20 protein-coding genes and 2 pseudogenes are annotated in these 22,477 nt (G+C 73.0%); 9 read left to right on the top strand and 13 right to left on the bottom strand.

The genetic code is table 11. The features are described from left to right. Nucleotides 1-33: 33 nt before the first annotated feature. Nucleotides 34-246, bottom strand: coding sequence for a DUF397 domain-containing protein (locus tag ABZ471_RS36565; RefSeq protein WP_359072716.1), 213 nt, complete (start codon nucleotides 244-246; stop codon nucleotides 34-36). 26 nt (nucleotides 247-272) lie between these two features. Next, complete coding sequence (locus ABZ471_RS36560) at nucleotides 273-1,148, bottom strand: helix-turn-helix transcriptional regulator (RefSeq protein ID WP_359072691.1); 876 nt, start codon at nucleotides 1,146-1,148, stop codon at nucleotides 273-275. 591 nt (nucleotides 1,149-1,739) lie between these two features. Between ABZ471_RS36560 and ABZ471_RS36555 the strand changes: the two genes are divergently transcribed. The 3 genes from ABZ471_RS36555 to ABZ471_RS36545 all read left to right on the top strand — a co-directional run bounded on the left by ABZ471_RS36555 (nucleotide 1,740) and on the right by ABZ471_RS36545 (nucleotide 3,885). Next, nucleotides 1,740-2,327, top strand: a complete 588-nt coding sequence (locus tag ABZ471_RS36555; RefSeq protein ID WP_359072689.1) for an ATP-binding protein — start codon at nucleotides 1,740-1,742, stop codon at nucleotides 2,325-2,327. A 273-nt stretch (nucleotides 2,328-2,600) separates the two neighbouring features. Then, a complete protein-coding gene (locus tag ABZ471_RS36550; RefSeq protein WP_359072688.1) occupies nucleotides 2,601-3,257 on the top strand; it encodes a GNAT family protein in 657 nt (218 codons plus the stop codon). Between the two features lie 85 nt (nucleotides 3,258-3,342). Then, a complete protein-coding gene (locus tag ABZ471_RS36545; RefSeq protein WP_359072686.1) occupies nucleotides 3,343-3,885 on the top strand; it encodes a GNAT family N-acetyltransferase in 543 nt (180 codons plus the stop codon). 18 nt (nucleotides 3,886-3,903) lie between these two features. Here the strand turns inward: ABZ471_RS36545 and ABZ471_RS36540 are convergent, their stop codons facing one another. The 6 genes from ABZ471_RS36540 to ABZ471_RS36515 form a co-directional block, all read right to left on the bottom strand. Next, the gene (locus tag ABZ471_RS36540; protein ID WP_359072684.1) at nucleotides 3,904-4,209 is read right to left on the bottom strand and encodes an acylphosphatase; all 306 of its coding nucleotides are present in this window, start codon (nucleotides 4,207-4,209) and stop codon (nucleotides 3,904-3,906) included. Next, on the bottom strand, nucleotides 4,206-5,150 hold the full coding sequence (locus tag ABZ471_RS36535; RefSeq protein ID WP_359072682.1) for a fatty acid desaturase: 945 nt from the start codon (nucleotides 5,148-5,150) through the stop codon (nucleotides 4,206-4,208). Before ABZ471_RS36535 ends, ABZ471_RS36540 begins: the two co-directional genes overlap by 4 nt. A gap of 44 nt (nucleotides 5,151-5,194) precedes the next feature. After that, nucleotides 5,195-6,448 (bottom strand): beta-ketoacyl-[acyl-carrier-protein] synthase family protein, encoded by a 1,254-nt coding sequence (locus ABZ471_RS36530; RefSeq protein ID WP_359072681.1) that lies wholly within the window; start codon nucleotides 6,446-6,448, stop codon nucleotides 5,195-5,197. Nucleotides 6,449-6,745: 297 nt separating this feature from the next. Further along, nucleotides 6,746-6,967 (bottom strand): hypothetical protein, encoded by a 222-nt coding sequence (locus tag ABZ471_RS36525; RefSeq protein WP_359072680.1) that lies wholly within the window; start codon nucleotides 6,965-6,967, stop codon nucleotides 6,746-6,748. Nucleotides 6,968-7,033: 66 nt separating this feature from the next. Continuing rightward, nucleotides 7,034-9,217 carry a hypothetical protein gene (locus tag ABZ471_RS36520; RefSeq protein ID WP_359072678.1) on the bottom strand — a complete coding sequence of 728 codons (2,184 nt, stop codon included), beginning with the start codon at nucleotides 9,215-9,217 and terminating at the stop codon, nucleotides 7,034-7,036. Between the two features lie 269 nt (nucleotides 9,218-9,486). Further along, entirely contained in the window at nucleotides 9,487-9,945 is a 459-nt protein-coding gene (locus ABZ471_RS36515) for an NAD(P)H-dependent oxidoreductase (protein ID WP_359072677.1), read from the bottom strand. 121 nt (nucleotides 9,946-10,066) lie between these two features. On the opposite strand from ABZ471_RS36515, the gene ABZ471_RS36510 reads away from it, so the two are divergent. Next, entirely contained in the window at nucleotides 10,067-10,708 is a 642-nt protein-coding gene (locus tag ABZ471_RS36510; protein ID WP_359072675.1) for a class I SAM-dependent methyltransferase, read from the top strand. Between the two features lie 74 nt (nucleotides 10,709-10,782). Then, nucleotides 10,783-11,475, top strand: a complete 693-nt coding sequence (locus ABZ471_RS36505) for a lipoprotein (protein ID WP_359072674.1) — start codon at nucleotides 10,783-10,785, stop codon at nucleotides 11,473-11,475. A 21-nt stretch (nucleotides 11,476-11,496) separates the two neighbouring features. On the opposite strand, the gene ABZ471_RS36500 is transcribed toward ABZ471_RS36505, so the two are convergent. Continuing rightward, the gene (locus ABZ471_RS36500; RefSeq protein ID WP_359072672.1) at nucleotides 11,497-12,129 is read right to left on the bottom strand and encodes a GNAT family N-acetyltransferase; all 633 of its coding nucleotides are present in this window, start codon (nucleotides 12,127-12,129) and stop codon (nucleotides 11,497-11,499) included. Between the two features lie 142 nt (nucleotides 12,130-12,271). Continuing rightward, entirely contained in the window at nucleotides 12,272-14,290 is a 2,019-nt protein-coding gene (locus ABZ471_RS36495; RefSeq protein WP_359072714.1) for a DUF1996 domain-containing protein, read from the bottom strand. Nucleotides 14,291-16,051: 1,761 nt separating this feature from the next. Between ABZ471_RS36495 and ABZ471_RS36490 the strand changes: the two are divergent. Then, nucleotides 16,052-16,432, top strand: a pseudogene (locus ABZ471_RS36490) (C40 family peptidase); the annotation flags it as partial. 19 nt (nucleotides 16,433-16,451) lie between these two features. On the opposite strand, the gene ABZ471_RS36485 reads toward ABZ471_RS36490, so the two are convergent. Next, entirely contained in the window at nucleotides 16,452-17,513 is a 1,062-nt protein-coding gene (locus ABZ471_RS36485) for an NAD-dependent epimerase/dehydratase family protein (protein WP_359072670.1), read from the bottom strand. Nucleotides 17,514-17,753: 240 nt separating this feature from the next. Between ABZ471_RS36485 and ABZ471_RS36480 the strand changes: the two genes are divergently transcribed. Continuing rightward, nucleotides 17,754-19,118, top strand: coding sequence for an FAD-dependent oxidoreductase (locus tag ABZ471_RS36480; RefSeq protein ID WP_359072669.1), 1,365 nt, complete (start codon nucleotides 17,754-17,756; stop codon nucleotides 19,116-19,118). 134 nt (nucleotides 19,119-19,252) lie between these two features. Continuing rightward, on the top strand, nucleotides 19,253-20,218 hold the full coding sequence (locus tag ABZ471_RS36475; protein WP_359072668.1) for a DUF1152 domain-containing protein: 966 nt from the start codon (nucleotides 19,253-19,255) through the stop codon (nucleotides 20,216-20,218). A 15-nt stretch (nucleotides 20,219-20,233) separates the two neighbouring features. On the opposite strand, the gene ABZ471_RS36470 is transcribed toward ABZ471_RS36475, so the two are convergent. Both ABZ471_RS36470 and ABZ471_RS36465 read right to left on the bottom strand, forming a co-directional pair. Then, entirely contained in the window at nucleotides 20,234-21,250 is a 1,017-nt protein-coding gene (locus ABZ471_RS36470; RefSeq protein WP_359072666.1) for a hypothetical protein, read from the bottom strand. Continuing rightward, nucleotides 21,247-21,624, bottom strand: a complete 378-nt coding sequence (locus tag ABZ471_RS36465) for a PadR family transcriptional regulator (RefSeq protein WP_359072712.1) — start codon at nucleotides 21,622-21,624, stop codon at nucleotides 21,247-21,249. The genes ABZ471_RS36470 and ABZ471_RS36465 overlap by 4 nt, the downstream gene beginning before the upstream one ends. A gap of 358 nt (nucleotides 21,625-21,982) precedes the next feature. Between ABZ471_RS36465 and ABZ471_RS36460 the strand changes: the two are divergent. Then, a pseudogene (locus ABZ471_RS36460) lies at nucleotides 21,983-22,477 on the top strand (hypothetical protein); the annotation flags it as partial.

Genomic DNA, 22,477 nt, shown 5'->3' with positions numbered 1-22,477 from the left:
CTTGCGTAACAAGGGGTGCGTCAACTGGCACCGTCACAGCAGGAAGTCGGCGTCGCCCTCCTTCACACCCGTCAGGAAACTCGACATCTCGCGCGGGGTGAACACCAGCGCCGGACCGTCCGGGTCGGTGGACTGGCGTACGGCTACGCGACCGTCGGCGAGTCGCTTCACTTCCACGCAGGCGCCGCCGGCGTCGTCGCTCCACGGCTTGGCCCAGCCGCGGGCGCCCAGCTGCCGGGCCGGCATGCCGTTGCGTATGGGAGGGTGCACGGTCACAGCTCCTTGCGAATCGCGCCGAGCAGGCTCTCGGTCTTCCTGGCGGGCGCCGCCTGGGCGCCCACCCGGTCCAAGGCCTCGCGATAGACCACGACGTCGTCGCGCTTGTCGAGGTAGACGGCGCCGACCAGGCCGTTGAGGTAGACGATGTCGGGCAGTTCGCGGGCCCGGAACCGGAAGAGGTGGTACGCACCCGCCCGCATCGCCGGGTGCGGGCCGTTGGCGAACGGCATGAGCTGCACGGTCACATGGGGCAGCCGGTTCAGCTCGACGAGATGGTCGATCTGCGCGCGCATCACCTCGGGCCCGCCGACCGGCCAGCGCAGCACGGTCTCGTCCATGACGACCCACAGCCGCGGCGGCCCGTCCCGGGCGAGCAGTTCCTGGCGGCGCATGCGCAGCGCGACCCGGCGCTCGGTCGCCTCGGCCGGGGCGTGCGGATTGCCCGCGCCCAGCAGGGCGCGCGCGTAGTCCTCGGTCTGCAGCAGTCCGTGCACGAACTGGTTCTCGTACGCCCTGATCTGCAGCGCCGCCTGCTCCAGGCTGAGGTAGGCGGCGAACCAGTCGGGCATGACATCGCGGTAGGTGTGCCACCAGCCGCGCTTGTTGGCCTCGCGCACCGACTGCAGGAAGGTGTCGGTCTCCTGCCGGTCGGTCACGCCGTAGACCTGGAGGAGTTTCTCGGCGTCCGAGAGCCGCAGCCGGGCGACCTTGGCGGCCTCCATGCGGCGGATGGTGGAGTGGCTGACGCCGATGGCCGCGCCCGCCTGCTCGTAGGTCAGGCCGGCCCGGTTCCGCAGTTCCTCCAGCTGCCTGCCGAGGATCATGCGCAGGACAGAGGGGGCGCCGCCCCAGTCGGTCTCCGCGGTCACGCCCACCCCCTCGCACGGGTTTCAGGGACACCGTCTCACGCGATCGTTTTGACGAACCCATTCGATCACTTCTTGCCGGAAGCAGCATGCACTTGACCTTTTGCAATTTTCAACTTGCCGGTTGCGATGCCTTGTTGGCCGGTGTCAGAGTGGACTTACTGCTCCGGCTGACCGAAGGAGCGGGCGGCGCAGTCCAGTTGGGGGAGACAGGGCTGCACCACGGCCTCATGGGAGGCGTGTGACGTCCGCCTCCCCGAGCGGCCGGCCCTCCGACACCGAGCCCCCCACGACGCGAGGCCGGACGAAAGGCGTACGGCGATGGCTCCGCCCTCCCTCCCCCGACCAGTGCACCGACTGCCCGAGGACCGGATCCCCGGCCGGCCGGCCCTGGACCCGCCCCCGCTGCGGCTGCCGCCGGTGGGCCTTCCGGTCCGCAACCCCGAGGCACTGAATCCCGTAGCCGTACCGGCCAGGGCTGCCGGCATCCCGAGACCACCCGGAGGCGAGCGCCTGGGTCGACTCCCTGGGCCTGACGGCCCCGACCCGCTCGCCTCCGGGGCCGCAGCCCCCAAAGCCGGAAATTCCGGAGCCGTGAATTCCGGGGCCGTGTTCTCCGGCCCCGCAGCCGCCTTCGAGCTGCCGGCCCTGCCGGCGGCGGTCGGTACGGCCCGCCGGGTGCTGCGCGACCTGCTGGCCGCCTGGGGCGTCGACGAGCCCGCCCGCGACGACGTGGTCCTCGTGGCCTCGGAGCTGGTCACCAACGCGCTGGTGCACGCGGCCGGCGAACAGATCGTGTGCCGGGTGCACAGCAGCACGGACCGGGTGCGCCTCGAGGTCGAGGACCAGAACCGGGGCCCGGCCCGCCCGGTCCCGCGGCAGTCCGGGCCCGACGACCAGAACGGACGCGGGCTCTTCCTCGTCGACGCGCTGAGCATCGACTGGGGCGTGGCCCTCGCACCCGGCCGGCCCGCGCGCGTCGTCTGGGCGGACCTGACGACGTCACCCCGCACCCCGGACCCGGCCGCCCCCGCACCACCCGCAGCGCTCCCGCGAACCGACCCCGCTCCGTCAGCGGCCCTCCCCCGGACCGACCCCGCACCACCCCCAGCCCTCCCCCGGACCGACCCCCACTCGTCCGAAGGAACCACGCACCATGTCCCGGCCGACTCCTGTCCCTGACCTGCCCGCCGACCCGTCCTGGACCCGGACCCGCCCGAAACCGGGTCCGGTTGATCCGGCCGAAGTCCACCGGCCGCCGGTGGGCTGACACGACGCCGGGTCTGGGCAGACGCGGCGCGACAACGACAGCGCCTGCCCAGGACACAGGAATCCGGCCCCGCCGGATTCCCCGGTAGATTCGGCCCGATGCGTGCCGTTCGCATCCGCCGGCGATCCCGGAGCCCGTACGGGCTCGGCCTTCCGCCGGGCGGCCGTTCCACCCGGGGGGGTCCCGTGATCTGGTCACCGTTCCGCCGAAGAAGGTACGGGTCGGGGCTGCCCACACCCGGGCGCTGCGAGCCCGACAGGCATGTCCTCGCCACCGAGCGGCTGCTGCTGTTCACGCCCCGGACGCACCTCGACGTGGCCGCGGCGCTCGCCGCCTGCGCGGACGCCGAGGCCCAGCGGTGGCTCGGGAACCATGCCGACCTGGTCGCGCCCGACCCGGGTACGCGACGCGCCCTGCTGGAACGGCGGCCCGCGGGCGACGACGGCCGCCGGGGCCCGCGCTCGCTGGCGCGGCCCTTCACCCTGGGCCGCGACGATCCGGTCTTCCTGGTCTGTGTGCGCAGGGCCGACCTCAGCTATGCCGGAGCACTGCAACTGGAGCACAGCGCGGGAGAGATCGGGGGCTGGCTGGCACCGCGCTGCCGCGGACAGGGCCTGGGTGCGGAGCTGTTCCGGGCCGGGGCGCTGCTCGCGCACACGCACTTCGGGATGACCCGGGTCCGGGCGGGCGCGGAGACCGGGAACACCGCGAGCCGGCGGGCCCTGGCCCGGGCGGGCTTCGTCCCGGACGAGGGGCCGCCCCGGCACACCCTGCCCGACGGACGCGTGGTCGACTCCGTCTGGCTCCGGCACGAGGCCACGGCCGCCACGTACTGCGCCTGACCGTCCGCAGGCGTCCGCCGTCGGCGGTGCCGGGCCTTCCATTCGGACATATGCTGCGAAACGCCGCACCGACAAGGGAGTGCCCATGGCCGACGCCCCGCCGACCTCCGAGCTGACCCTGGGCCCTCTCGGCTTCGAGCACCTCACCGCCGTCCTCGACCTCGGTCACCGGGTCTACGACACCGACGCCATGCCCTACACCGGCTGGTCACTGTCGGCGGTCGCCGGGCATCTGGACGCGCCGGACTCCGCCTGTCTGGTGATGCTGGACGGCGACCGGGTCGCCGGTTTCGTCCTCGGGTCGCTGTCGTTCGAGCAGCGCGCCGACTGGGGCTATCTGGAGTGGATCGCCGTCGACCCCGCGTACCAGGGCCGCGGGGCGGCCTCGCGGCTGGTGAAGGAGTGCTGTGCTCGGCTCGCGGCGGCCGGGGCGGTGTGCGTGGTCACGGACGTGGAGCGGCGCAACACCGCCTCGGCCGGGCTGATGCGCCGCAACGGCTTCACGGAGAAGGCCACGGTCAGCCTCTTCGTACGGCCCCTCGTCGACTCCGCCGACGGTTCCGCGCGGGCCGACACCGGCGCGCCCCGGCGCCACCTCACACGGGCGGCGGCCGAGCGGGTGCGCTGAGGCCGACGGCCGGTCGCCCTACCCGTCGAGCGGGTCGTCACCCGGCGGGGCATCGGGCAGTACGCGGAAGCCGGCGCGGCCTTCGGGCTCCTCGGCGACACCGGTGCAGCGGACCACCTGCGCCGCCGGCGGGCCCTCGGCCGCCCAGCGCACCATGCCGGCTACGTCGTCGGGGTGTCCTTCGAAGACGGCTTCCACGTCGCCGTTGTACAGATTGCGCACCCACCCCGCCACGCCCCGTTCCTCGGCGAGCCGGCGGCAGGTGTCGCGGTAGAACACGCCCTGGACGCGGCCACGGACGTGCACGTGCTGCCGGACAGTCATTCCTGCGGTCCCCCGTTCCCCTGCTGGCGGGCGGTGACGCGGTGCCGGTCAGGCCAGCGCACGTCGTGGACCCAGCCGAGACGCTCGAACCAGCGGATCAGGCGGGCGCTGGCGTCGAGCTGGCCGGTGAGCACGCCGTGCCGGGCGCTGGTGGGGTCGGCGTGGTGGAGGTTGTGCCAGGACTCGCCGAAGGACAGCGGGGCCAGCCACCACACGTTGCCCGAGCGGTCCCGGCTGCGGAAGGGCCGGGAACCGGCCGCGTGACAGATGGAGTTGATCGACCAGGTGACGTGGTGGACGAGGCAGATCCGCACCAGCCCGGCCCAGAAGAACGCGGTGAGCGCCCCCTGCCAGGACCGGGCCAGTGCCCCGCCCAGCATCGCCGGCAGGGCCAGGGAGGCGAGGACCAGGACGCCGAAGCGCCGGGAGATCAGCATCAGCGTGCGGTCGCGGACGAGGTCGGGCGCGTAGGTGCGGGGCGGGGCGTGCTCGGTCTCGAAGAGCCAGCCCAGGTGGGCGTAGAACATGCCCTTGGCGAGGGCGCGGGGCGAACGGCCGTAGCGCCAGGGCGAGTGCGGGTCCCCGTCTCGGTCGGAGAAGCGGTGGTGCTTGCGGTGGTCGGCCACCCAGATGAGCAGCGGGCCCTGCACGGCGAGGCTGCCGGCCAGGGCGAGGACGATCCTGAGCGGCCGTCCGGCCTTGAAGGACCCGTGCGTGAAATGCCGGTGGAAGCCGACGGTGATGCCGAGTCCGCTGACGAGGTAGAAGGCGACGGCGAGGGCGAGGTCCGTGGGGCTCAGGCCGTGCCGCCAGGCGAGGGGCACGGCCGCGAGGAGCGCCACGAACGGTACGGCGACGAACACGCCGATCATGAGCTGCTCGGCGCCTGGCCAGGATCGCGTTCTGCCGGCCGGCAGGGTGGGTTCCGAGAACTCCGACAAGGGGCAGACCTTTCGGCTGGGGAACGTGCCAGAGGGCGCCGCTGTCAGTCGACGGCGGTGAAGGCGAGTACGGCGTTCTGACCGCCGAAGCCGAACGAGCTGCTGACGGCGGCTCGTATGCGGTGGGGGCGGGGGACCTTGGTGACGACGTCCAGGTCCATCGCCGGGTCGAGGGTGTCCAGGTTGGCGGTGGGCGGGATCAGCTGGTGGCGCAGGGTGAGGACGGTGCACGCCGCCTCGATGGCGCCGGCGCCGCCGATGGCGTGCCCGATGGTGCCCTTGACGGCGGTGACGGGAGGCGGGCGGCGGAAGACCTGGTGCAGCGCGTTGTGCTCGGCCGCGTCGCCCTGCGGGGTGGAGGTGCCGTGCGCGTTGACGTGGTCGACGTCCTCGGGGGCGAGGCCGGCGTCCGTGAGGGCGGCTCGAATGGCGCGGGCGGCGCCGTCGCCCTCAGGCTGCGGGGCGGTGAAGTGGTGGGCGTCGCAGGAGGCGCCGAAGCCACGGAGCAGGGCCGCGGGCCGGGCGCCGCGGGCCCGGGCGTCCTCCGTGCGTTCCAGGACGAGGACCGCGGCGCCCTCGCCGAGAACGAAGCCGTCACGGTCGCGGTCGAACGGGCGGGAGGCCGCATGGGGCGTGTCGGCGCGGCGGGACAGGGCGCGCATCTGGGCGAAGCAGGCGGCGGTCATCCGCAGCCGGGCCGACTCGCTGCCCCCGGCGAGGACCAGATCGCAGGCGCCGGACAGCAGCCAGTCCCGGGCCAGGCCGAGCGCGCTGGTGCCGGAGGCGCAGGCCGTGCTGACGACCAAGTTCGGGCCCTGTGCGCCGAGGTCCAGGGCGATCTCGGCGGCGGCCATGTTGGGCACGCTGCGCGGCAGAGCGAGCGGCGAGACCCGCTCCGGCGTACGGGCCGCGAGCCGGTCGAACTCGGCCTGCCAGCCCTGCATGGAACCGGTGCCGACCCCCATCACGACGCCGACGCGGGCCCCGTCCCAGCCCCCCGGTACGAGCCGGGCGTCGGCGACGGCCTCCCGGGCGGCGAGCAGGGCGAAGGTGGTGAAGCGGTCCAGACGGCGGCTGAGCCGGTGCCCGAGCGGGCCCACCGCGTCGAGGTCGGGCACCTGGCAGGAGAAGGCCACGGGGAGTCCGTCGAGGCCCGGATCGGCGGTCGCGGTGGACTGCCCGGCGCACAGGCCCGCCCACGCTGCGTCCCGGCCGACTCCGGCCGGTGTGACCAGTCCCAGTCCGGTGACGGCCACCGGGGCGCGCCGCGCCGGGACACGTGCTGTCAGGAGCTGCATGAGTGGTGATTATCCGGTCCGGAAGCGACAGTTCCGGGCTGCGACAACTCGTTCGGCCCAGGACGGCGGCAGCTACCACCCGGATGTGCGAACGCCGCCACCGAACCGTCAGCGGTCGCCGGTGGGGACGAGCCCGTCGTCGTCCGGCGTGCGGGCCCTCGGGCGTGGCCGGGCCCGGGGCGCGTGGACGCGGAGGCGACGGCCCACCCGGCCGACCGTTCCACTCGTGCGTCTGTTCACCCCGGCGGGCTTCGCCCCCAGGAGCGCTCCCGGGCTACCGTCTGCCGAACCGGCACCTCAGGCTCGCGCGTGGGCGAGCAACGCCTGTGCGGCGGCGCGCAGTTGCCGCGCGGCCGTGGTGCATGCGGCCGCCTGCCGTTCCAAGGTGGGGCGGCTCCACTCGGGTGCGAGCGCGCAGCCGGTCAGTGCCGACGCGGTGGCGAGCAGTCGCCGGGCGTAGCCGTCCATCAGGTCGGCGTCGGCGTGCAACCTGCCTGCCCGGTCGAGGAGTTCGTTCATCGGGGGCATCGTTCGGAGGGACTCGGTGACCATGACGGCTCCCACTCGCGTGTGTGCGTACGGGGTTCAGCGCGGCAGGACCGCGCCGGCGCTGCGGTGGACCATGAACTGCGGGCTGGTCAGCACGAAGAGCGGCCGGGCCGCGTCGATGCCGAGCCGGCGCAGCTGCCCGGCCATGGGTTCGGCCGCGGCGGTGTCCAGGCGCACCCGTACGCCGGTTCCGGTGTGCAGCCGCAGCCGTCCGTGAGTCCGGACCAGGGTGCGCACGGTGCTGCCGCCGCGCCGGCCGTAGAGGACCCGGTCCGCCTCGGGGCAGCGGACGCCCGGGCCGAGGCGCCCCTCGACCGCGAGCCCGAGTTCCGGCGCGATGACGCGCAGATGGCGATGCGTCAGATCGGCCTCGACGGCGGAGCGGACGACGGGCAGGCCCCAGATCTGCTCGGCGACGACACGCGCCTCCTCGTTGGTGACGGCGAGGGAGAGGACGTAGCGGCCGGTGCGGCGCAGGTCGACGCGGCGCAGAAGGTCGGCGGCGACGTCGTACGGGCGGGGCCGCCACAGGTCGTCGACGAGGACCGACAGGGCGATCTCGGCGTAGGGGCCGATCGTGGAGCAGCGGTGCTCGAACAGGGACAGCACCGCGAGCGCCCGCCGGCCGAGCCGGCTCGGCACCATCCAGGTGACGTCGGGCAGCAGTCGGCGCGCCGTCTCGGCGCGGACCGGGAAGCACAGGTGGGCGGCGGCGGAGTCGTAGTAGCGCACCGGTATGTCGACGGGGCCGGTCGTGGTGGGGATGGACGTGGTGGGCAGAGTGAGAAAGGGGTAGCCCTCGGGCGGGTGGGCGCGGTTCTTGAGCTGGTAGGCCCGGGTGCGCACCACGGGGCCGCGGTAGCGGCTGAGCGCCTCGTCGATGTGCTCGCGAGCCTCGGGGACGACGGTCCGCAGGTGCTCCGTGTACGCGCGGACCGTGTGGCACAGCGGGAACTCGTGGCCGGGACCGATGTAGTCGACCTCGTACCGGTTCGGGTGCCCGTCCTCGACGGCGGAGCCCCCTCCCCTGCCGTCGAGGACGGGCACGATGTCGTGCTGGTTGGTGATGCCGGCGACCCAGGTGCGCGGGTCGGCGGGTTTCTCGCCGCCGACCGGGGAACCGACGGCGACCATGTGCGTGATCCGGTAGGCGCGGCAGAACTCCTCGTCCTGGGCGAGGTTCATCAGCGCGATCCCGCCCTCGCCGTGTCCGATCAGGGCGAGGTCGGCGCCGCGCGGGATGCCGTAGTCGTCGAGGGCGCGCAGGATCGAGCGGGTGTAGGGCGAGTCGGGCGTGAAGAGGGTGCGCCATGCGCCGACGAAGTCCTGCGGGGAGTCGTTGCGGGGGCGGCCGGGTGCCATGCCGGGTGCCTGGACGACGTACCGGACGACGCCGTCGGGCCCGCGCACGTTCTGCACCAGGATCCGTCCGTCGGCGGACAGCACCTCGATGTTGCGCAGGAAGCCGAGGAAGGAGCCCTCGGTGGCGATGATCTGCTTCTCCTGGTCGGTGAGGTCGACGGCTTCGGCGGCGCCGTCGCCCCGGTCCGTGCCGGCGAGGTGGGTGGCGCTGATGCCCTTCACCGGATCGGCGGGCAGCTCACGGCCCGCGGCCCGCTGCCGGGCCGGCGCCCGGCCGGTCCCGTCGTTCATCGGGTCCTCGTCCAGCAGCACGCGGACCGCGAGGAGTTCGGACATCAGGGGCGCGAGCCCGGACAGCGCGCGCTGGGCGCCCTGGTCCCGGAACAGGCCGCGCAGGGACCGTACGGCCGCCCGGTCGCGGTCGGCGGTGAGGGCGTGCGTCAGCCGGCGCATGCCCGGATCGCGTTCGAACTCGGGGTGGTCGGCCAGCACGGCGGCGATCCTCAGCCGCAGGGAGGTGACGGCCACCCGCGCGGCCAGGCTCTCCCGGCCCCGCACCCTCGTGGCCGCGCCGAGCACATGCCCCGTGCCGTTCGGTGCCGTGATCGCCGGACCACCCAGGCCCTGCTTGTCGGTCAGTGCCCGCAGCAGCGCCCACCGTGCGGCGAGAGCGGTACGGGGACGGCGGCGCGTGGAAGCGGACAGAGCCGGCGCGAACAGCGCGGCGCCGGTGCGCGCGCACACCTCGCGGATGCCCTCGGCGACGTCCACCACGTCCCGTGCGCACCGGCGCAGCAGTTCCATGGCCTCCTGCTCGTCCTGCGCGGACCGTCCGGGAGCGTGGCCGTCCGCTCGCATCCGACGCTCCCTCGACTCGACGACGCACTGCCGTGGACGACCGCGCCCGTCGGGCACGGTCCCCGTCCCATCGTCGGCCAGGGACACCGCGCCCGCACTTCCATCCGTCCAGGCAGGGGCGTGACACAGATACGCCGGAACCCTCCATGGGACAGGCCTGGGCGGTTCCTCCCGGGCGAGGCGGAAGGGGCCGCTGACGGTTGCGACCGCCGCCATGCGCGGCTCCGGCGCCGCGGGGCGGGGGCGCAGGGCCACCGCGCGAAGATCACTCAGGCGTCGGACATGAGCCCGGCCGCGACCGTGGCGCCCAGCTCCCAGCAGGCCTGCACCTCGGCCTTGCCGGGTTGGCCGGTGACGGTCACCGCCTCGGCGGTGCGGCGCCAGCCGAGGCCGGTGGTGACGGCCTCGATGGCACGGACGGCGCCCGTGACGTCGTTGCCGCCGTGTACGTAGTAGCCGAAGGGACGCCCCCGGGTCTCGTCCAGGCAGGGGTAGTAGACCTGGTCGAAGAAGTGCTTGAGGGCGCCGGACATGTAACCGAGGTTCGCCGGGGTACCGAGGAGATACCCGTCGGCCTCGAGGACGTCGGAGACGGTGGCGGACAGGGCCGCCCGCCGCACGACCCGGACGCCCTCGATCTCCGGTGTGGTCGCGCCCGAGACGACGGCCTCGAACAGGGCCTGGCAGTTGGGTGAGGGGGTGTGATGCACGATCAGCAAGGTAGGCACGACCCGAACCCTGCCCTGCCGGTGCCGCGCCCGCAAACGCCGCCCGGCGCGGGGCGTTGTGGGCCCCGGGCCGGGGGTGGAACGATGCGGGACACCTGGACGGGACACGGGAGGAGCGGTCTTGGGCGAGGACGATCAGCGGGCACCGGCCGCCGTGGTGTTCGACGCGCTGGGTCTCGACTACGAGAAGGCGTTCGCCTCCTCCGAGGCGCATCGGGCCTCGCTCCAGTGGCTGCTGGACCGGCTCGAGCCGGGCAGCCGGGTGCTGGACGTGGGCAGCGGGACGGGACGGCCGACCGCGCAGACGCTCACGGAGGCGGGGCACACGGTGCTGGGCGTCGACGTCTCCCCGGTCATGGTCGACCTCGCCTCCCGGCAGGTTCCCCGGGCCGAGTTCCGGCTCGCCGACATCCGTGAACTTCCGCTCGCCGAGGGCTCGTTCGACGCGGTGTGCGTGTACTTCTCGCTGCTCCAGATGTCCCGTGCCGAGCAGTCGGCCGTCGTGGGCCGGCTGGCGCGTGCGCTGCGGCCCGGGGGGCTCGCGGCCCTGGCCACCGTGCCCCTCGACGTGGAGGCAGTCGACGCGGTGTTCATGGGGCAGCCGGTGCGGGTGACGAGCTTCGCCGCCGGGGACTTCACGGAGCTGGTGACCGGGGCGGGCCTGACGGTCCTGTCCGAGGAGCACGCCACGTTCGCCCCGGCCCATCCCGAGGCCGTCCCCGAGCCGCACCTGTTCCTGCACTGCCGGCGGGACGGGCGCTGAGCCGCCGTTATTGCGTACGGCGCTGTCGGTGCCCTCGGTTAGAGTGGCCGCCTTGATCAGGAGGGGAGACGACAGTGCAGGTCAGGGTGGGGTCCGTGCGGGGTCGAGTGATCCTGGCGGTGATGCTTGCGGCAGCGCTGGGAGGGTGCGCCCAGTCGACGGACGCGGGGGCGAAAGCGTCGGGGAGCCCGTCGTCCGGGAGCGCGGGAGCGAAGAGTGCGGCCACGGCGAGCGGGGGTACGGTCGGCCCGTCCGGCTCGGCCTGCGAGCTGCCGGTGAGCTTCGACATCGCCAAGCGCTGGAAGGCCAAGGGGATCGACGCCGAGAAGGAACTGTCGAAGTCCTCGAAGGGGTCGGACGGCGACGTCACGGGTGCGCTCGCCGACGCCTTCCTCCGTCAGGGCCCGGTCACCACCGCCTGCGAGATCGACGCCAAGCCCGCCGGGAAGATCGGCTTCCTGCGGGTGTGGACGGGCAAGCCGGGCGACGCCGACGCGCGCACGGTCCTGCGGCAGTTCGTCGCCGCCGAGGACAACACCAGCAAGGAGAAGTACCGCTCCTTCAAGACGGCCACCGGCGTCTCCGGCGTGGAGGTGGAGTACGTCTACACGAGCAAGCTCCTTGAGGAGACCAAGGAGGAGCGCGCCCTGGCGGTCTCCACAGCGCAGGGGCCGGTCGTGCTGCACCTCGGCGGGATGGACACCGCGGAGCACCATGCGATGCTCCCCGCGTACGAACTCGCCAAGCAGACACTGCGGATCCTGTGACGGACACCGCCCGGCGGGTGCTCAGTCCGGAGTCGTGGCCCGGCCCAGGTAGGTGAGGGGGCCGGGGTCCGCGACCGGGATCTCGTGGAAGCCGAGCCGGTCGTAGAACGCGCGGGCGGCCGTGTTGACGGTCACCATGCCGAGATGGACGGCCGGAACCAGCCGTTCGTGCAGGGCGTTCAGCAGCGTGCGCATCAACTGGCGGCCGTGTCCGCGTCCCTGCCAGGGCGGCAGCAGGTCGATATGCAGATGGGCGGGGTACGTGGCGAGTCCGGCCACGAGCATGCGCTCCGGGCGGTGCAGGAGGCCGATCATCTCCTCGGTGGGCGTGCGGGGCGGCGCGGTGGGTTCCGGGTACCGGTCGGCGAGCAACGGGATCCACACCCTCCTGAAGTCCGTGACGAACCGCTCGGTGTCCGCCGTACCGACGACGTACCCCACTGCCCGGCCTTCGCCGTCGTCCAGGACGAAGGCGAGGTCCGGGTCGAGGTGGCAGTACGGCTCGGCGAAGAGCGACGGCATCAGGCGCAGGTCCCCATAGCGAGCGCGGGAGTCGCCACCGTTGTGCGCGGTGCGGACGCAGACGTCGGCCACCGCGTCGCGGTCGGCAGGGCGGTAGGGGCGGATGGCGGGGCGGGGGTTCTTGGAGGCCATGCGGACATCCTCATGCGGTTGGGAGCGCTCCCACAAGTAGTCCGCAGCCTGCGTGCCGCAGTGCGTCCCGGCTGTCCGTAACGGAACGGCGGCCGCATCGCTGGTGCGATGCGGCCGCCGTCCGCGTGCTCGTGAGGTGAGGTCAGTAGCGGAGGCGCTTGGCCCGGAGCAGCATGATCAGGCCGGACAGGGCGAGCAGCATGCCGATGGCCGCGGGCCACAGGTGCGCGCCGGTCTCGGCGAGGCCGCCCTGGACCGCCTGGGGTTCCGTCTGCGCGACCGGGGGCTGCGTCTGCGTGGACGGGGTCGGGCTCTGGCTGCCGGCGGGGGTCTGCGTGGCCTTGCCGACCTCGCCGCCGCCCGCTGCGGACGGAGCGGCCGAGGTGCCGTTCTCGGCCCGGTCGGCCTTGGCGGGCTCCGTCTGCTTGGCCTGGTCCGTCTGCTCGGCCTGCTTGTCCTGCTTCGCGGGCCGGTGATGCTTGGTGGTGTTCGCCGGCGCGGTCGTCGCGTAGGTCCTCGGCTCCTGTGCCGGGCCGGAGGAGGCCGGAGCAGGGGCTGCCGGGTCGCTCGTACCGGGGTCCTCCGCGCCGCCGCCGGTACCCGGGTCGGCCGTCGCACCGTTGTCGCCGGTACCCGGGTCGGCCGTCGCACCGTTGTCGCCGCCAGGGCTCGGCGCCGTGGTGGCACCGGAGTCGTCGCCGCCGCGAGGTCCGCAGGTCCGGCCGGAGTTGATGCAGTCGACCATCTCGCGCATCAGGTCCTCGTCGAAGACGTTGATGAAGTCGCCGTGGTCGGTGACCGGCTTGTGCAGCTGCTCGGGGAAGGAGTCCACCGCGAAGAGCGGCACCGTCCGCCCGCCGTCGTTCAGGCTCGGCGCGTCGACGTCGTACACGATGCGCTGCACCAGCTGCGGGATCGCCTGGAAGCCCTCGGCGCAGGAGCCGTCGGGGCCGGCGAAGGCGACATGGGTGCGGTGGTTGGCGCTGTCGATGTTGCGGCCGTCCCAGCAGCTCTGGAAGCGGAAGGTGCGCACCACGTCGCTGCCGGACGGGCACAGCGGGTACTTGTCCTTCAGCTGCCGGTCCTCGAAACCGGTGCAGCTCCACGAGGCGTTGGCATTGGCGGGGCCGTTGACGAAGGCCTTGGCGTCACCGGTGATGATGCGCAGCAGGCGCGGCATCTCGGTGACCTTGCCCTGCGGGCTGCCCACGAACGTCAGCGTCACCTGCTTGGCCGTGACGATCTGGCCCGCGTTGCCCTCGGTGCCGCCGCCCGGAGCGCCAGCGTCCCGTTCCTGCTTGCCGTTCTGCAGACGCAGCACCGGCCAGTAGTACGTGGACTTGTCCCCCTGGTCGACACAGCTGGTGTCGGCATCGGCCAGGTCGTCGTCGCTGGCGAAGGCGTCGTTGGACTGGTTGCCGATGTAGTCGTGGAAGTGGTGGGCGCCATTGGAGACACCGGGGGCGACGATCACGTTGTCGGAGTTGAACAGTCCGTTGGCGTTGACGCCGCACTCGGAGGTGAAGGTGCCGCGCGAGGCTTGGTCCTGCTGGGGCGGGTTCGGCACGTTGGGCTGTACGGAGGTGATGTCCGCGTAGTCGGAGGCGACGGGTCCGTTGCCGCCCTGTCCGGCACCGTTCTGGCCCTGTCCGGCACCGTTCTGCCCTTGGCCGCCGCCCTGTTGACCGCCGTCGCCCGGGGCGGCGGTGCTCTGGCCGGCGCTGCCGGTGTCGCCGCCCGCGTCGTCCTGGCCGGGGCGCAGGGTGCAGGCGGCCAGGGCTTCCAGCCCCTCCGGCCGGTCCCCCGCCCGGTCGATGGCGACGGCGATCCGCTCGATCGTCGCCGACCGCTGCTCCTTCAGCGGGTTCATGATCGGACCGTCGGCGGCCGCGGGGTCCTGGCGGACGGAGTCCGCCGAAGCCTGAAGCTGCTGGTAGGCGGCCGCGATCTGCTGGTCCAGCTGCGCGAGTTCGCGGTCCACGTCCTCACGGGCCTCGTCCGGCACCGACGTCAGCCGGCTGCCGATGTCCGGGCAGTCGATCGTGGCCATGCCCGCGGACCTGACCTGGCCGGTCGCCTCGGGGCCGCTCTCGCCGCCCCACGCGCCCTCGGCGGCGGAGGCATAGACATTCGCGGCGACCAGCCCGCCGCCGCCCAGCATCAGGGCGACCGCTGCGAAGGTCGCGCGTCGTGCGCCGGTCGGGCGTCTGCGCCTGTTGCGTACCAAGGTCTTCCCCTTGCGTGGAGCGGGCGGGCGGGCATGGAGTTCCCACGCCCCATACGGATGACCGCACCCGCGTGTTCAACCGGACCGGAAATTAACAGGGAACCGACAGGAATCCGGGGGCGGGGCCCGTCGGCCGGATACGGGAACGCGTCGTCGGGACCAGGTCCACCGGAAGAGCGAGACGCCTTCCCACTCGAATGCCACGGCGAACATCACAAATATGTATCGGACATTCCGCACTTCAACCTTCACACGAGGCACACACGTTGGCTAGGTTGACGCCAGGCCGCCCGGCTGCACCCAGCGAATCCGCCGTGGCGTCCGGGGCCGGGGCTCGATCGAGACCGGGTTCGGCCCGACTGCCCTGCGGGGCGAGGAAGGAGCACGTCTTCCATGGCGCCGGAGAGCCGCGACGAGGTTCGGCAGCGGATCGACTCCCTCTACGAACAGGCCGAGAACGCGACGGGGAACTACAACGCGACCCGGGCCATGTCGGCGGCGACACGCACGAGGGGGGTCCCGCTGGCCAAGAGGTCGGGCCGGGGGCCGGACCCCGCCCTCGACGCGATGGCCCGACAGTGGTTCGACGTGGCGCGCGCCAAACTCGGGCCGACGGTTCCCGCGGCGCTCCCCGCCGACCGCCGGCCTGCCGGCCCGGCGACCCCGCCCCGCCCCCGGGACCGAACAGAGGCGGGTGCACGGGAGGCCCTGAGCGTCGGACTGCCCGAGCTGCCTCCCGGTTCGGGCAGCCGTCCCGCCGATCGCGCCCTGCCCGCACTGCCGGCCGGCGCTTCGACGGACCGGAACGGCCGCCCTCGGCTTGCGTTGGAGGCAGGAGCCACCGGGGCTTCGGACGATGGCCGCCCCATGCAACTCGGGAGACCTGTCGCGGAGTTGCCGGGTGCGGGCGCGCCCGGTCCAGCGGCGACGCCGGGCCGGGGCATCCCGGAGCTGACGGGCGGCGGCACAGCCGTCCTGCCCGTCGCCGCGCCGCCCGCCGCACTGGGCACTCCGGTGCAAGCACCCAGGGAGCTGCCGGGCTCGGCGGACGCGCCCCGGCGCCCCTCCCCCGCGGAGTTCAAGGCGAACAACCGGCGCAGGCTCGCCGCGGCTCGGGAGGTCCTGTCCCGGTACACCACTGAGCTCGCCACGCCCGCTGCCCTCCCCTCCGCGCAAGGGGCCTGGAACACCGGGGCACAGCAGGTGTCGGAGCAGGCAGGCCGGCTGAGCCCGGAGCAGCCGGGTCAGCTCGACACCGGACAGTGGCAGCAGCCGCAGTGGGCACCGCCGGTCGGCGTACCGAACCCGAACGGGGTCACCCCGCTCACGACGACCGACACGGGCTCGTTCGCACCACCGACCGCCAACCCGCTCACCGACACGGGCTCCTTCGCACCGCCCACCAACGCACCGACCTACACCGCGACCTTCGCACCGCCCGCACCCAACCCGCTCAGTGACAGCGGGGCCTTCGCGCCGCTGACCGTCAACCCCCTCACCGACACGGGCTCCTTCCCGCCGCTAACCACCAACGCACCGATCTACACCGCGGCCTTCGCACCGCCCGCACCCAACCCGCTCAGTGACAGCGGATCCTTCGCGCCGCTGACCGTCAACCCCCTCACCGACACGGGCTCCTTCATCCCCACCGCCGCAGCACCCACGGCCGACACCGGCTCCTTCGCCCGCGTCCCCTCCACCCCGGAGTCGTCCCGCGCGCTGCGCGCCGAGAAAGCCATCGCGTTCGCCCGGGCGCAGATCGGGAAGCCGTGTGTGTGGGGTGCGACCGGGCCGGACTCGTACGACTGCTCCAGCCTCGTCGGGGCGGCGTGGAAGGCGGCCGGGGTCACGCTGCCCCGTGCCGCGCACCAGTTGGCGCTCGCCGGAACCCCGGTGACGCTCGCCGGCCTGGAACCCGGCGACCTCCTCCTCTTCTTCGACGACGACCGGCATGTGGGCCTGTACGTCGGCAACGGCACGATGGTCCATGCACCGGGCCCGGGGTCGTACATCCGCGAGGAGTCGATCTACGGTGCCGGCGAGGCGGCCATCCACCGGGTGATCCGGCCGGCCTGATGCCGTCGGCGCACCCGCCTCAGCCCTGGTCGCGCCGTCGCGCGCGCCAGCTCTCGTAGTGGTCCAGCAGGGTCTGTGCCACCGGCCGGTAGGTGAGGCCCAGTTCGTGGATGCTCCGGCTGTTGTCGACGCGGAAGCGGATGCCGAGGTGCTTGCGGATGTAGTCCTGGGTGAGTCCGAAGGAGGGGCCGAGGACGCGTACCGGCCAGTGCGGGAGCGCGGTGCGCGGCAGGCGCGGGTCGTAGGGGTGGAGGGCGCGGATGATGCGGGACATCTCGTGGAACGAGGTCATCGTCTCCGCCGCCACGATGTAGCGGCCCTTGGCCGCGGGGTTCTCGGCGGCCGCGATGTGCGCGTCGGCCACGTCCCGCACGTCGGCCGTGGTGAAGCTGAAGTCCGGTGCGCCGTAGCAGAAGTAGCCCTTGAACAGTTCGTCGAGGAGGAAGAGGCTGCCGGACTCGGACGCGGGGGTGAGGGAAGGGCCCAGGACCAGGCCGGGGTTGACGGAGACCATGCGCCAGCGGTCCTGCGCCGCCTCGGCGTCCCAGGCCGTGCGCTCCGCGAGGGTCTTGGCGTAGTGGTAGGGGTTGTTCTCCACCGTGCTGGTGGTGTTGAAGTACCGCTCGGAGAGCAGTCGGCCGTCCATGCGCAGGACGTCCGCGTAGTCACCGAAGACCGCGCCCACGGTGGAGGTGAACACCAGCGTCCGGACCTCCGGGGTGCGCTCGATGCTTGCCAGCACGTTGCGGGTGCCGAGCAGCGCCGGGTCCACCACGTCCCGCCTCGCGTCCCTGATCCGCTCCGGCATGAGGAACGGCGAGGCCACGTGGAAGACGACCGGGCAGCCGCGGAACGCCTCGTCGAACGAGCCCTCCTTCAGCAGGTCCGCCTCGAACAGCGTCAGCCGGCCGGGAAACTCTTCCTGCATCTCCCACAGCGGCCGTACTTTCACCGCGTTCGCGGTGCGGCGTACCGTGGTGCGGACCCGATGGCCCCGCTCCAGCAGCCGCCGTACGAGATGGCTGCCGACGAAGCCGCTGCCGCCGGTCACCACGACGGTCGTCTCCCCGCGTCCGCCCACGCGCGCTCACCCCTCGCTGCCGGCAACCGTCCTCGGTGCACCGAGACCAGGGTCGGCCATGGCACAGCAGGAAGGGAAGGCAGGGGAAACACCCCTGGACCCTCTCTTCCATAAGAGCCCCATGGAGAGGTCATAAGATCCGCTTATGAGGTCATAGACCGGACCCGCGTACTAACTTAGGTCTGCCTTAGTCTAGGCTTCCCGATCGAGTCGCCTGTTCACGCTCGAAGGGAACTGATCATGCCGCGCCCCCTGCGGGTAGCCATCGTCGGAGCCGGCCCTGCCGGGATCTACGCCGCCGACGCCCTGCTGAAGTCCGAGGTGGCCGCCGAACCCGGCGTGTCCATCGACCTCTTCGAGCGGATGCCCGCCCCGTTCGGCCTGATCCGTTACGGCGTCGCCCCCGACCACCCGCGTATCAAGGGCATCATCACCGCCCTGCACCAGGTGCTCGACAAGCCCCAGATCCGCCTGTTCGGCAACGTCGACTACCCGACCGACATCAGCCTGGACGACCTGCGCGCCTTCTACGACGCGGTGATCTTCTCCACCGGCGCCACCGCCGACCGCGAGCTGCCCGTCCCCGGCATCGACCTGGACGGCTCCTACGGCGCAGCCGACTTCGTGTCCTGGTACGACGGCCACCCGGACGTCCCGCGCACCTGGCCGCTGGAGGCCGAGAAGGTCGCCGTCCTCGGCGTCGGCAACGTGGCGCTCGACGTGGCCCGGATCCTCGCCAAGACGGCGGACGAGCTGCTGCCGACCGAGATACCGCCGAACGTCTACGACGGTCTGAAGGCGAACAAGGCCAAGGAGATACACGTCTTCGGCCGCCGCGGCCCGGCGCAGGCCAAGTTCAGCCCGATGGAGCTGCGCGAGCTGGACCACTCCCCCAACATCGAGGTCATCGTCGACCCCGAGGACATCGACTACGACGAGGGCTCGATCGAGACCCGGCGCGGCAACAAGCAGGCCGACATGGTCGCCAAGACCCTGGAGAACTGGGCGATCCGGGACATCGGCAGCCGGCCGCACAAGCTGTTCCTGCACTTCTTCGAGTCGCCCACGGAGATCCTCGGCGAGAACGGCGAGGTCGTCGGCCTGCGCACCGAGCGCACCGCCCTCGACGGCACCGGCAACGTCAAGGGCACCGGCGAGTTCAAGGACTGGGACATCACCGCGGTGTACCGGGCCGTCGGCTACCTCTCCGACAAGCTGCCCAAGCTGCCGTGGGACGTCGAGTCCGGCACGGTCCCGGACGAGGGCGGCCGCGTCATCGAGGAGAGCGGCAGCCACCTCCCGTCGACGTACGTCACCGGCTGGATCCGGCGCGGCCCGGTCGGCCTGATCGGCCACACCAAGGGCGACGCCAACGAGACCGTGGCCAACCTGCTGGACGACTACGCGAACGGCCGCCTCCACACGCCGGACTCGCCCGCGCCGGAGGCCGTGGACTCCTTCCTCGCCGAGCGCGAGGTCCGCTTCACCACCTGGGAGGGCTGGTACAAGCTGGACGCCGCCGAGCGGGCGCTGGGCGAGCCGCAGGGCCGCGAGCGCGTGAAGCTCGTCGAGCGTGAGGACATGCTGCGGGAGAGCGGGGCGTAAGCCGCCTGATCCCTATGCCCGTGAGGGGGCCGGCGCCTTGGCGCCGGCCCCCTTCGCAGCGTGCGGCCCAGGCGGGCAGCGGCGGCAGCAGCCGGGTGAACGGCCGTCCGGGACGGCCCTGTTAGGGTCCTGCGATGATCTCCCTCCGTGAGCCCGTCTTCTTCACCCGCCTGCGCGAGGCGCGCCGCGTGCTCGTCGCCGGCGCGGGCGGCGGCTTCGACGTCTACGCGGGTCTGCCCCTGGCGTTCGCGCTGCGGTCCGCCGGTGTGGAGGTCCATCTGGCCAACCTGTCCTTCGCCGACTTGTACGGCCTGGACCTGGACACCTGGGTCGCCCCGGACGTCGCCGCCGTCCGCCCCGACACCCTGCTGCGCGGCGACTACTTCCCCGAGCGTGCGCTGGCCCGGTGGCTGGAGGCACAGGGACTGCCCGACACCGTGTACGCCTTTCCCCGTACGGGTGTCGAACCGCTGCGCGCCGCCTACCGTGCGCTCCTCGGGCATCTGGGCGGCGTGGACGCCGTCGTGCTCGTGGACGGCGGCACCGACATCCTGATGCGCGGGGACGAGCACGGGCTCGGCACACCGGAGGAGGACATGGCGAGCCTGGCCGCCGTCGCCGGTCTCGACGAGGTCCCGCACCGGCTGGTGGCCTGCGTGGGCTTCGGGGTGGACGCCTATCACGGCGTCAACCACTCCCTTTTCCTGGAGAACCTCGCCGCGCTCGACCGCGAGGGCGCCTATCTCGGGGCGTTCTCGCTTCCGCGCGACAGCCAGGAGGGCGCCCTCTACCTCGACGCGGTGGCCCACGCCCAGCGGTGCCACGAGAGCCACCCCAGCATCGTCCACGGATCCGTCGCCGCGGCCGTGCGCGGGGACTTCGGCGACGTGCGGTTCACCGAGCGCACCCGGAACAGCGAGCTGTTCGTCAATCCGCTGATGGCCCTCTACTTCTGTGTGGACCTGCCCGCGCTGGCCCGCGCCAACCTCTACCTCGACCGGCTGGAGGGCACGGTCCTGATGCGGCAGATCAGCTCGCTGATCGCCGAATTCCGTGACGAGCTGCCCCGTCAGCGGCCGCCCCGGGCGTTCCCGCACTGAGCCGGGGCCGGCCGATCACGACAGGCCCGGCTCGGTCGCGACGAGGTCCCGGCGGCCGACCACCGCCAGCGCCACGGTCAGCAGGGCGAGCGCGGCCGTCTGCACCAGACCGCCGCCGAGGTACTCGGCGGGCACCGGCAGGTGCAGCCAGGGGTAGAGGGCCGCGACCCGGACCGCAAGGATCAGCAGGCCGAGCGCGGCCAGGGCGAACGCGCCGCCGGGCGTCGTACCGTCACCGCCCCGGGCCTGCCACAGGAGCCAGCCGAGCGCCCCCACGACGAAGCAGCTCGCGGGCGCCCAGGCCAGGTCGGGGAGGGCGGGCAGCACCACGATGGACGCGCCCATCACCACACAGGCGGTCATGAAGACCAGCCCGGGCGAGCCGGCGGGCAGCCGGGCCGGGGGTGCGTCCCGGTGGTGGGCGGCGCAGAGCGCGAGCGCCGGCAGCCAGGCCAGGAGCCCGAAGGCGGTCGCGAACGCCGGGTCCGCCGGGACCAGCGCGCCCGTCAGCGGGCCGAGCAGCGGCCAGAGGGTGGGCAGCGCGGCGAGCAGCGCGGATGCCCGGGCGAGGCGGCGGCGGTCGTGGACGAGGGCGAAGTAGGCCACCGTCCACAGCAGCGGAAGGATCCACTGCGCGGCCGTGACCACTGCGGTGAGAAGTCCCTGGTCGGTGAACTGCGACAGGAACAGGTGCCGTCCCGCACCGCCCCGGCCGGCCGCCCAGGCCAGTTCGAGGGCCAGTTCGACGACCCCGGCGGCCGCCTGGACCAGCACGGCGAACAGCGCGAAGAGCCGGACGGTCGAGCCGAGGAGGACGTAGCGGCGCGGCGCGCCCGCCGCTCCCAGTCGGCTGCGCACGGCGAGGGCGGCGATGCTTGCCACCTCGCCGAGGGTGGGCCGGCTCTGGTCCTGCGTGTCGCGGTCGACGTCCCACAGGTACGTCTCGACCATCTCCTCCTCCCGTTCGCGCCGGTAGTAGGCGGGGAGCAGGCGCAGAACGGCGCGGTAGCGAGATTCCAGCAGCGTGGTCATGCGAAGCCTCCCGCGAGTCCGGGTGCCGTGGGGGGTTCGGGAGCGGTGTCGGCCGGGGCGGCGGCCCGGCGGCCCTCGGCGATGCGCCGCTTGGCGGCACCGGCGCCGGCCGCCATGCGCTCCGCCTCCGCGTCGAGGGCCGCCACGCCCTCGTCGGTGAGCCGGTAGTAGCGCCGCAGGCGGCCCTGCTGCACCTCCTCCCGGTCCAGCAGGATCAGTCCGTCGGCGGTCAGCCGGTCCAGTACCCCGTAGAGGGTGCCGACTCTCAACTGCACCTCCCCGTCGGACAGTTCCTCGACCTCGCGCAGGATGCCGTAGCCGTGCCGCGGCTGGTCGGCGAGCGCCGTGAGGACGAAGAACGCCGCTCGGGTCATGTTCCTCGATGCCATGCTGACATGATATCTCGGCTGCCGATATATATCGAGCGCCTACGCAATGCAGGAACCGACGAGGAACGGGGCCCTCCCCGAAACGGATGAACGGGACCCTCCCCTGAGCGGATGGTCGGGCGGGCCCCGTTCGAACGACCATTCTCGGCACCGTGCGACGGTCCGGGGACGAGTGAACTGCGGTCGCGCGATGCGGGCGACGCGCACCCCGGGTGCGGGGCGCGCGTCCCGTGCGCGGGGGTGCGCGCTCGCCGCGGCGCGCCGCATGGGGACCCGGCCGACCCGTTCCGTCCCCGGGCGGTGATACTGGAAGGCGCACCCGACCCCATCAGCAGATTGGCCCATGTCGAACTCCGCCACCGACCGCGCCACCATCCCGCAGACCCTCTGGGCGGCCCGCGGCCGCCACACCGGTCCCGCCGGCGAGGACGTCGTCCGCCGCACCCTTCGCCGGCACAAGGAGAGCGGGGACATCGACGACTTCGCCGAGCCGCCCGCGCCCGAGGACTCCCCCGAACGGATCTTCGAGGCGCGCTGGCGGGCCGGCGGCACCGTGACCGTGCGGGCCCGGCTCACCCTCGTACCGCGGGAGGTGCGGCCGGAGGGACAGGAATGGACGCTCGTCGCGGAGGCGGAGCGCCCGTGGGACGAGGCATGGCCCTCGCCCGCGACACTGTTCTGGCCCGAGACCGCGGTGTCGGAGGGCGTCGACGGTGCCTGGGACCACCACCCCACCCTCGCCGCCCTGCGGTTCCGGCAGGTGAACGCGCTGCCCGAGGACGACAAGGAGATGCGGCGCCGGCTGCGGGACGCAGCCCGCGAGGCCTGGTGCGTGAAC

The sequence above is a fragment of the Streptomyces sp. NPDC005728 genome (assembly GCF_040630895.1).
In the GTDB taxonomy this organism is placed as follows: domain Bacteria; phylum Actinomycetota; class Actinomycetes; order Streptomycetales; family Streptomycetaceae; genus Streptomyces.
This window is presented reverse-complemented; position numbering and strand designations above follow the sequence as displayed.

Bases quoted from the DNA above. Each gene is read 5' to 3' on its own strand.
- ABZ471_RS36470 (WP_359072666.1), bottom strand. From the start codon at position 21,250: ATGACCACGCTGCTGGAATCTCGCTACCGCGCCGTTCTGCGCCTGCTC.
- ABZ471_RS36475 (WP_359072668.1), top strand. From the start codon at position 19,253: ATGATCTCCCTCCGTGAGCCCGTCTTCTTCACCCGCCTGCGCGAGGCG.
- ABZ471_RS36530 (WP_359072681.1), bottom strand. From the start codon at position 6,448: ATGCAGCTCCTGACAGCACGTGTCCCGGCGCGGCGCGCCCCGGTGGCC.
- ABZ471_RS36540 (WP_359072684.1), bottom strand. From the start codon at position 4,209: ATGACTGTCCGGCAGCACGTGCACGTCCGTGGCCGCGTCCAGGGCGTG.
- ABZ471_RS36565 (WP_359072716.1), bottom strand. From the start codon at position 246: ATGCCGGCCCGGCAGCTGGGCGCCCGCGGCTGGGCCAAGCCGTGGAGC.
- ABZ471_RS36480 (WP_359072669.1), top strand. From the start codon at position 17,754: ATGCCGCGCCCCCTGCGGGTAGCCATCGTCGGAGCCGGCCCTGCCGGG.
- ABZ471_RS36525 (WP_359072680.1), bottom strand. From the start codon at position 6,967: ATGAACGAACTCCTCGACCGGGCAGGCAGGTTGCACGCCGACGCCGAC.
- ABZ471_RS36465 (WP_359072712.1), bottom strand. From the start codon at position 21,624: ATGACCCGAGCGGCGTTCTTCGTCCTCACGGCGCTCGCCGACCAGCCG.
- ABZ471_RS36545 (WP_359072686.1), top strand. From the start codon at position 3,343: ATGGCCGACGCCCCGCCGACCTCCGAGCTGACCCTGGGCCCTCTCGGC.
- ABZ471_RS36520 (WP_359072678.1), bottom strand. From the start codon at position 9,217: ATGCGAGCGGACGGCCACGCTCCCGGACGGTCCGCGCAGGACGAGCAG.
- ABZ471_RS36495 (WP_359072714.1), bottom strand. From the start codon at position 14,290: ATGCTGGGCGGCGGCGGGCTGGTCGCCGCGAATGTCTATGCCTCCGCC.
- ABZ471_RS36500 (WP_359072672.1), bottom strand. From the start codon at position 12,129: ATGGCCTCCAAGAACCCCCGCCCCGCCATCCGCCCCTACCGCCCTGCC.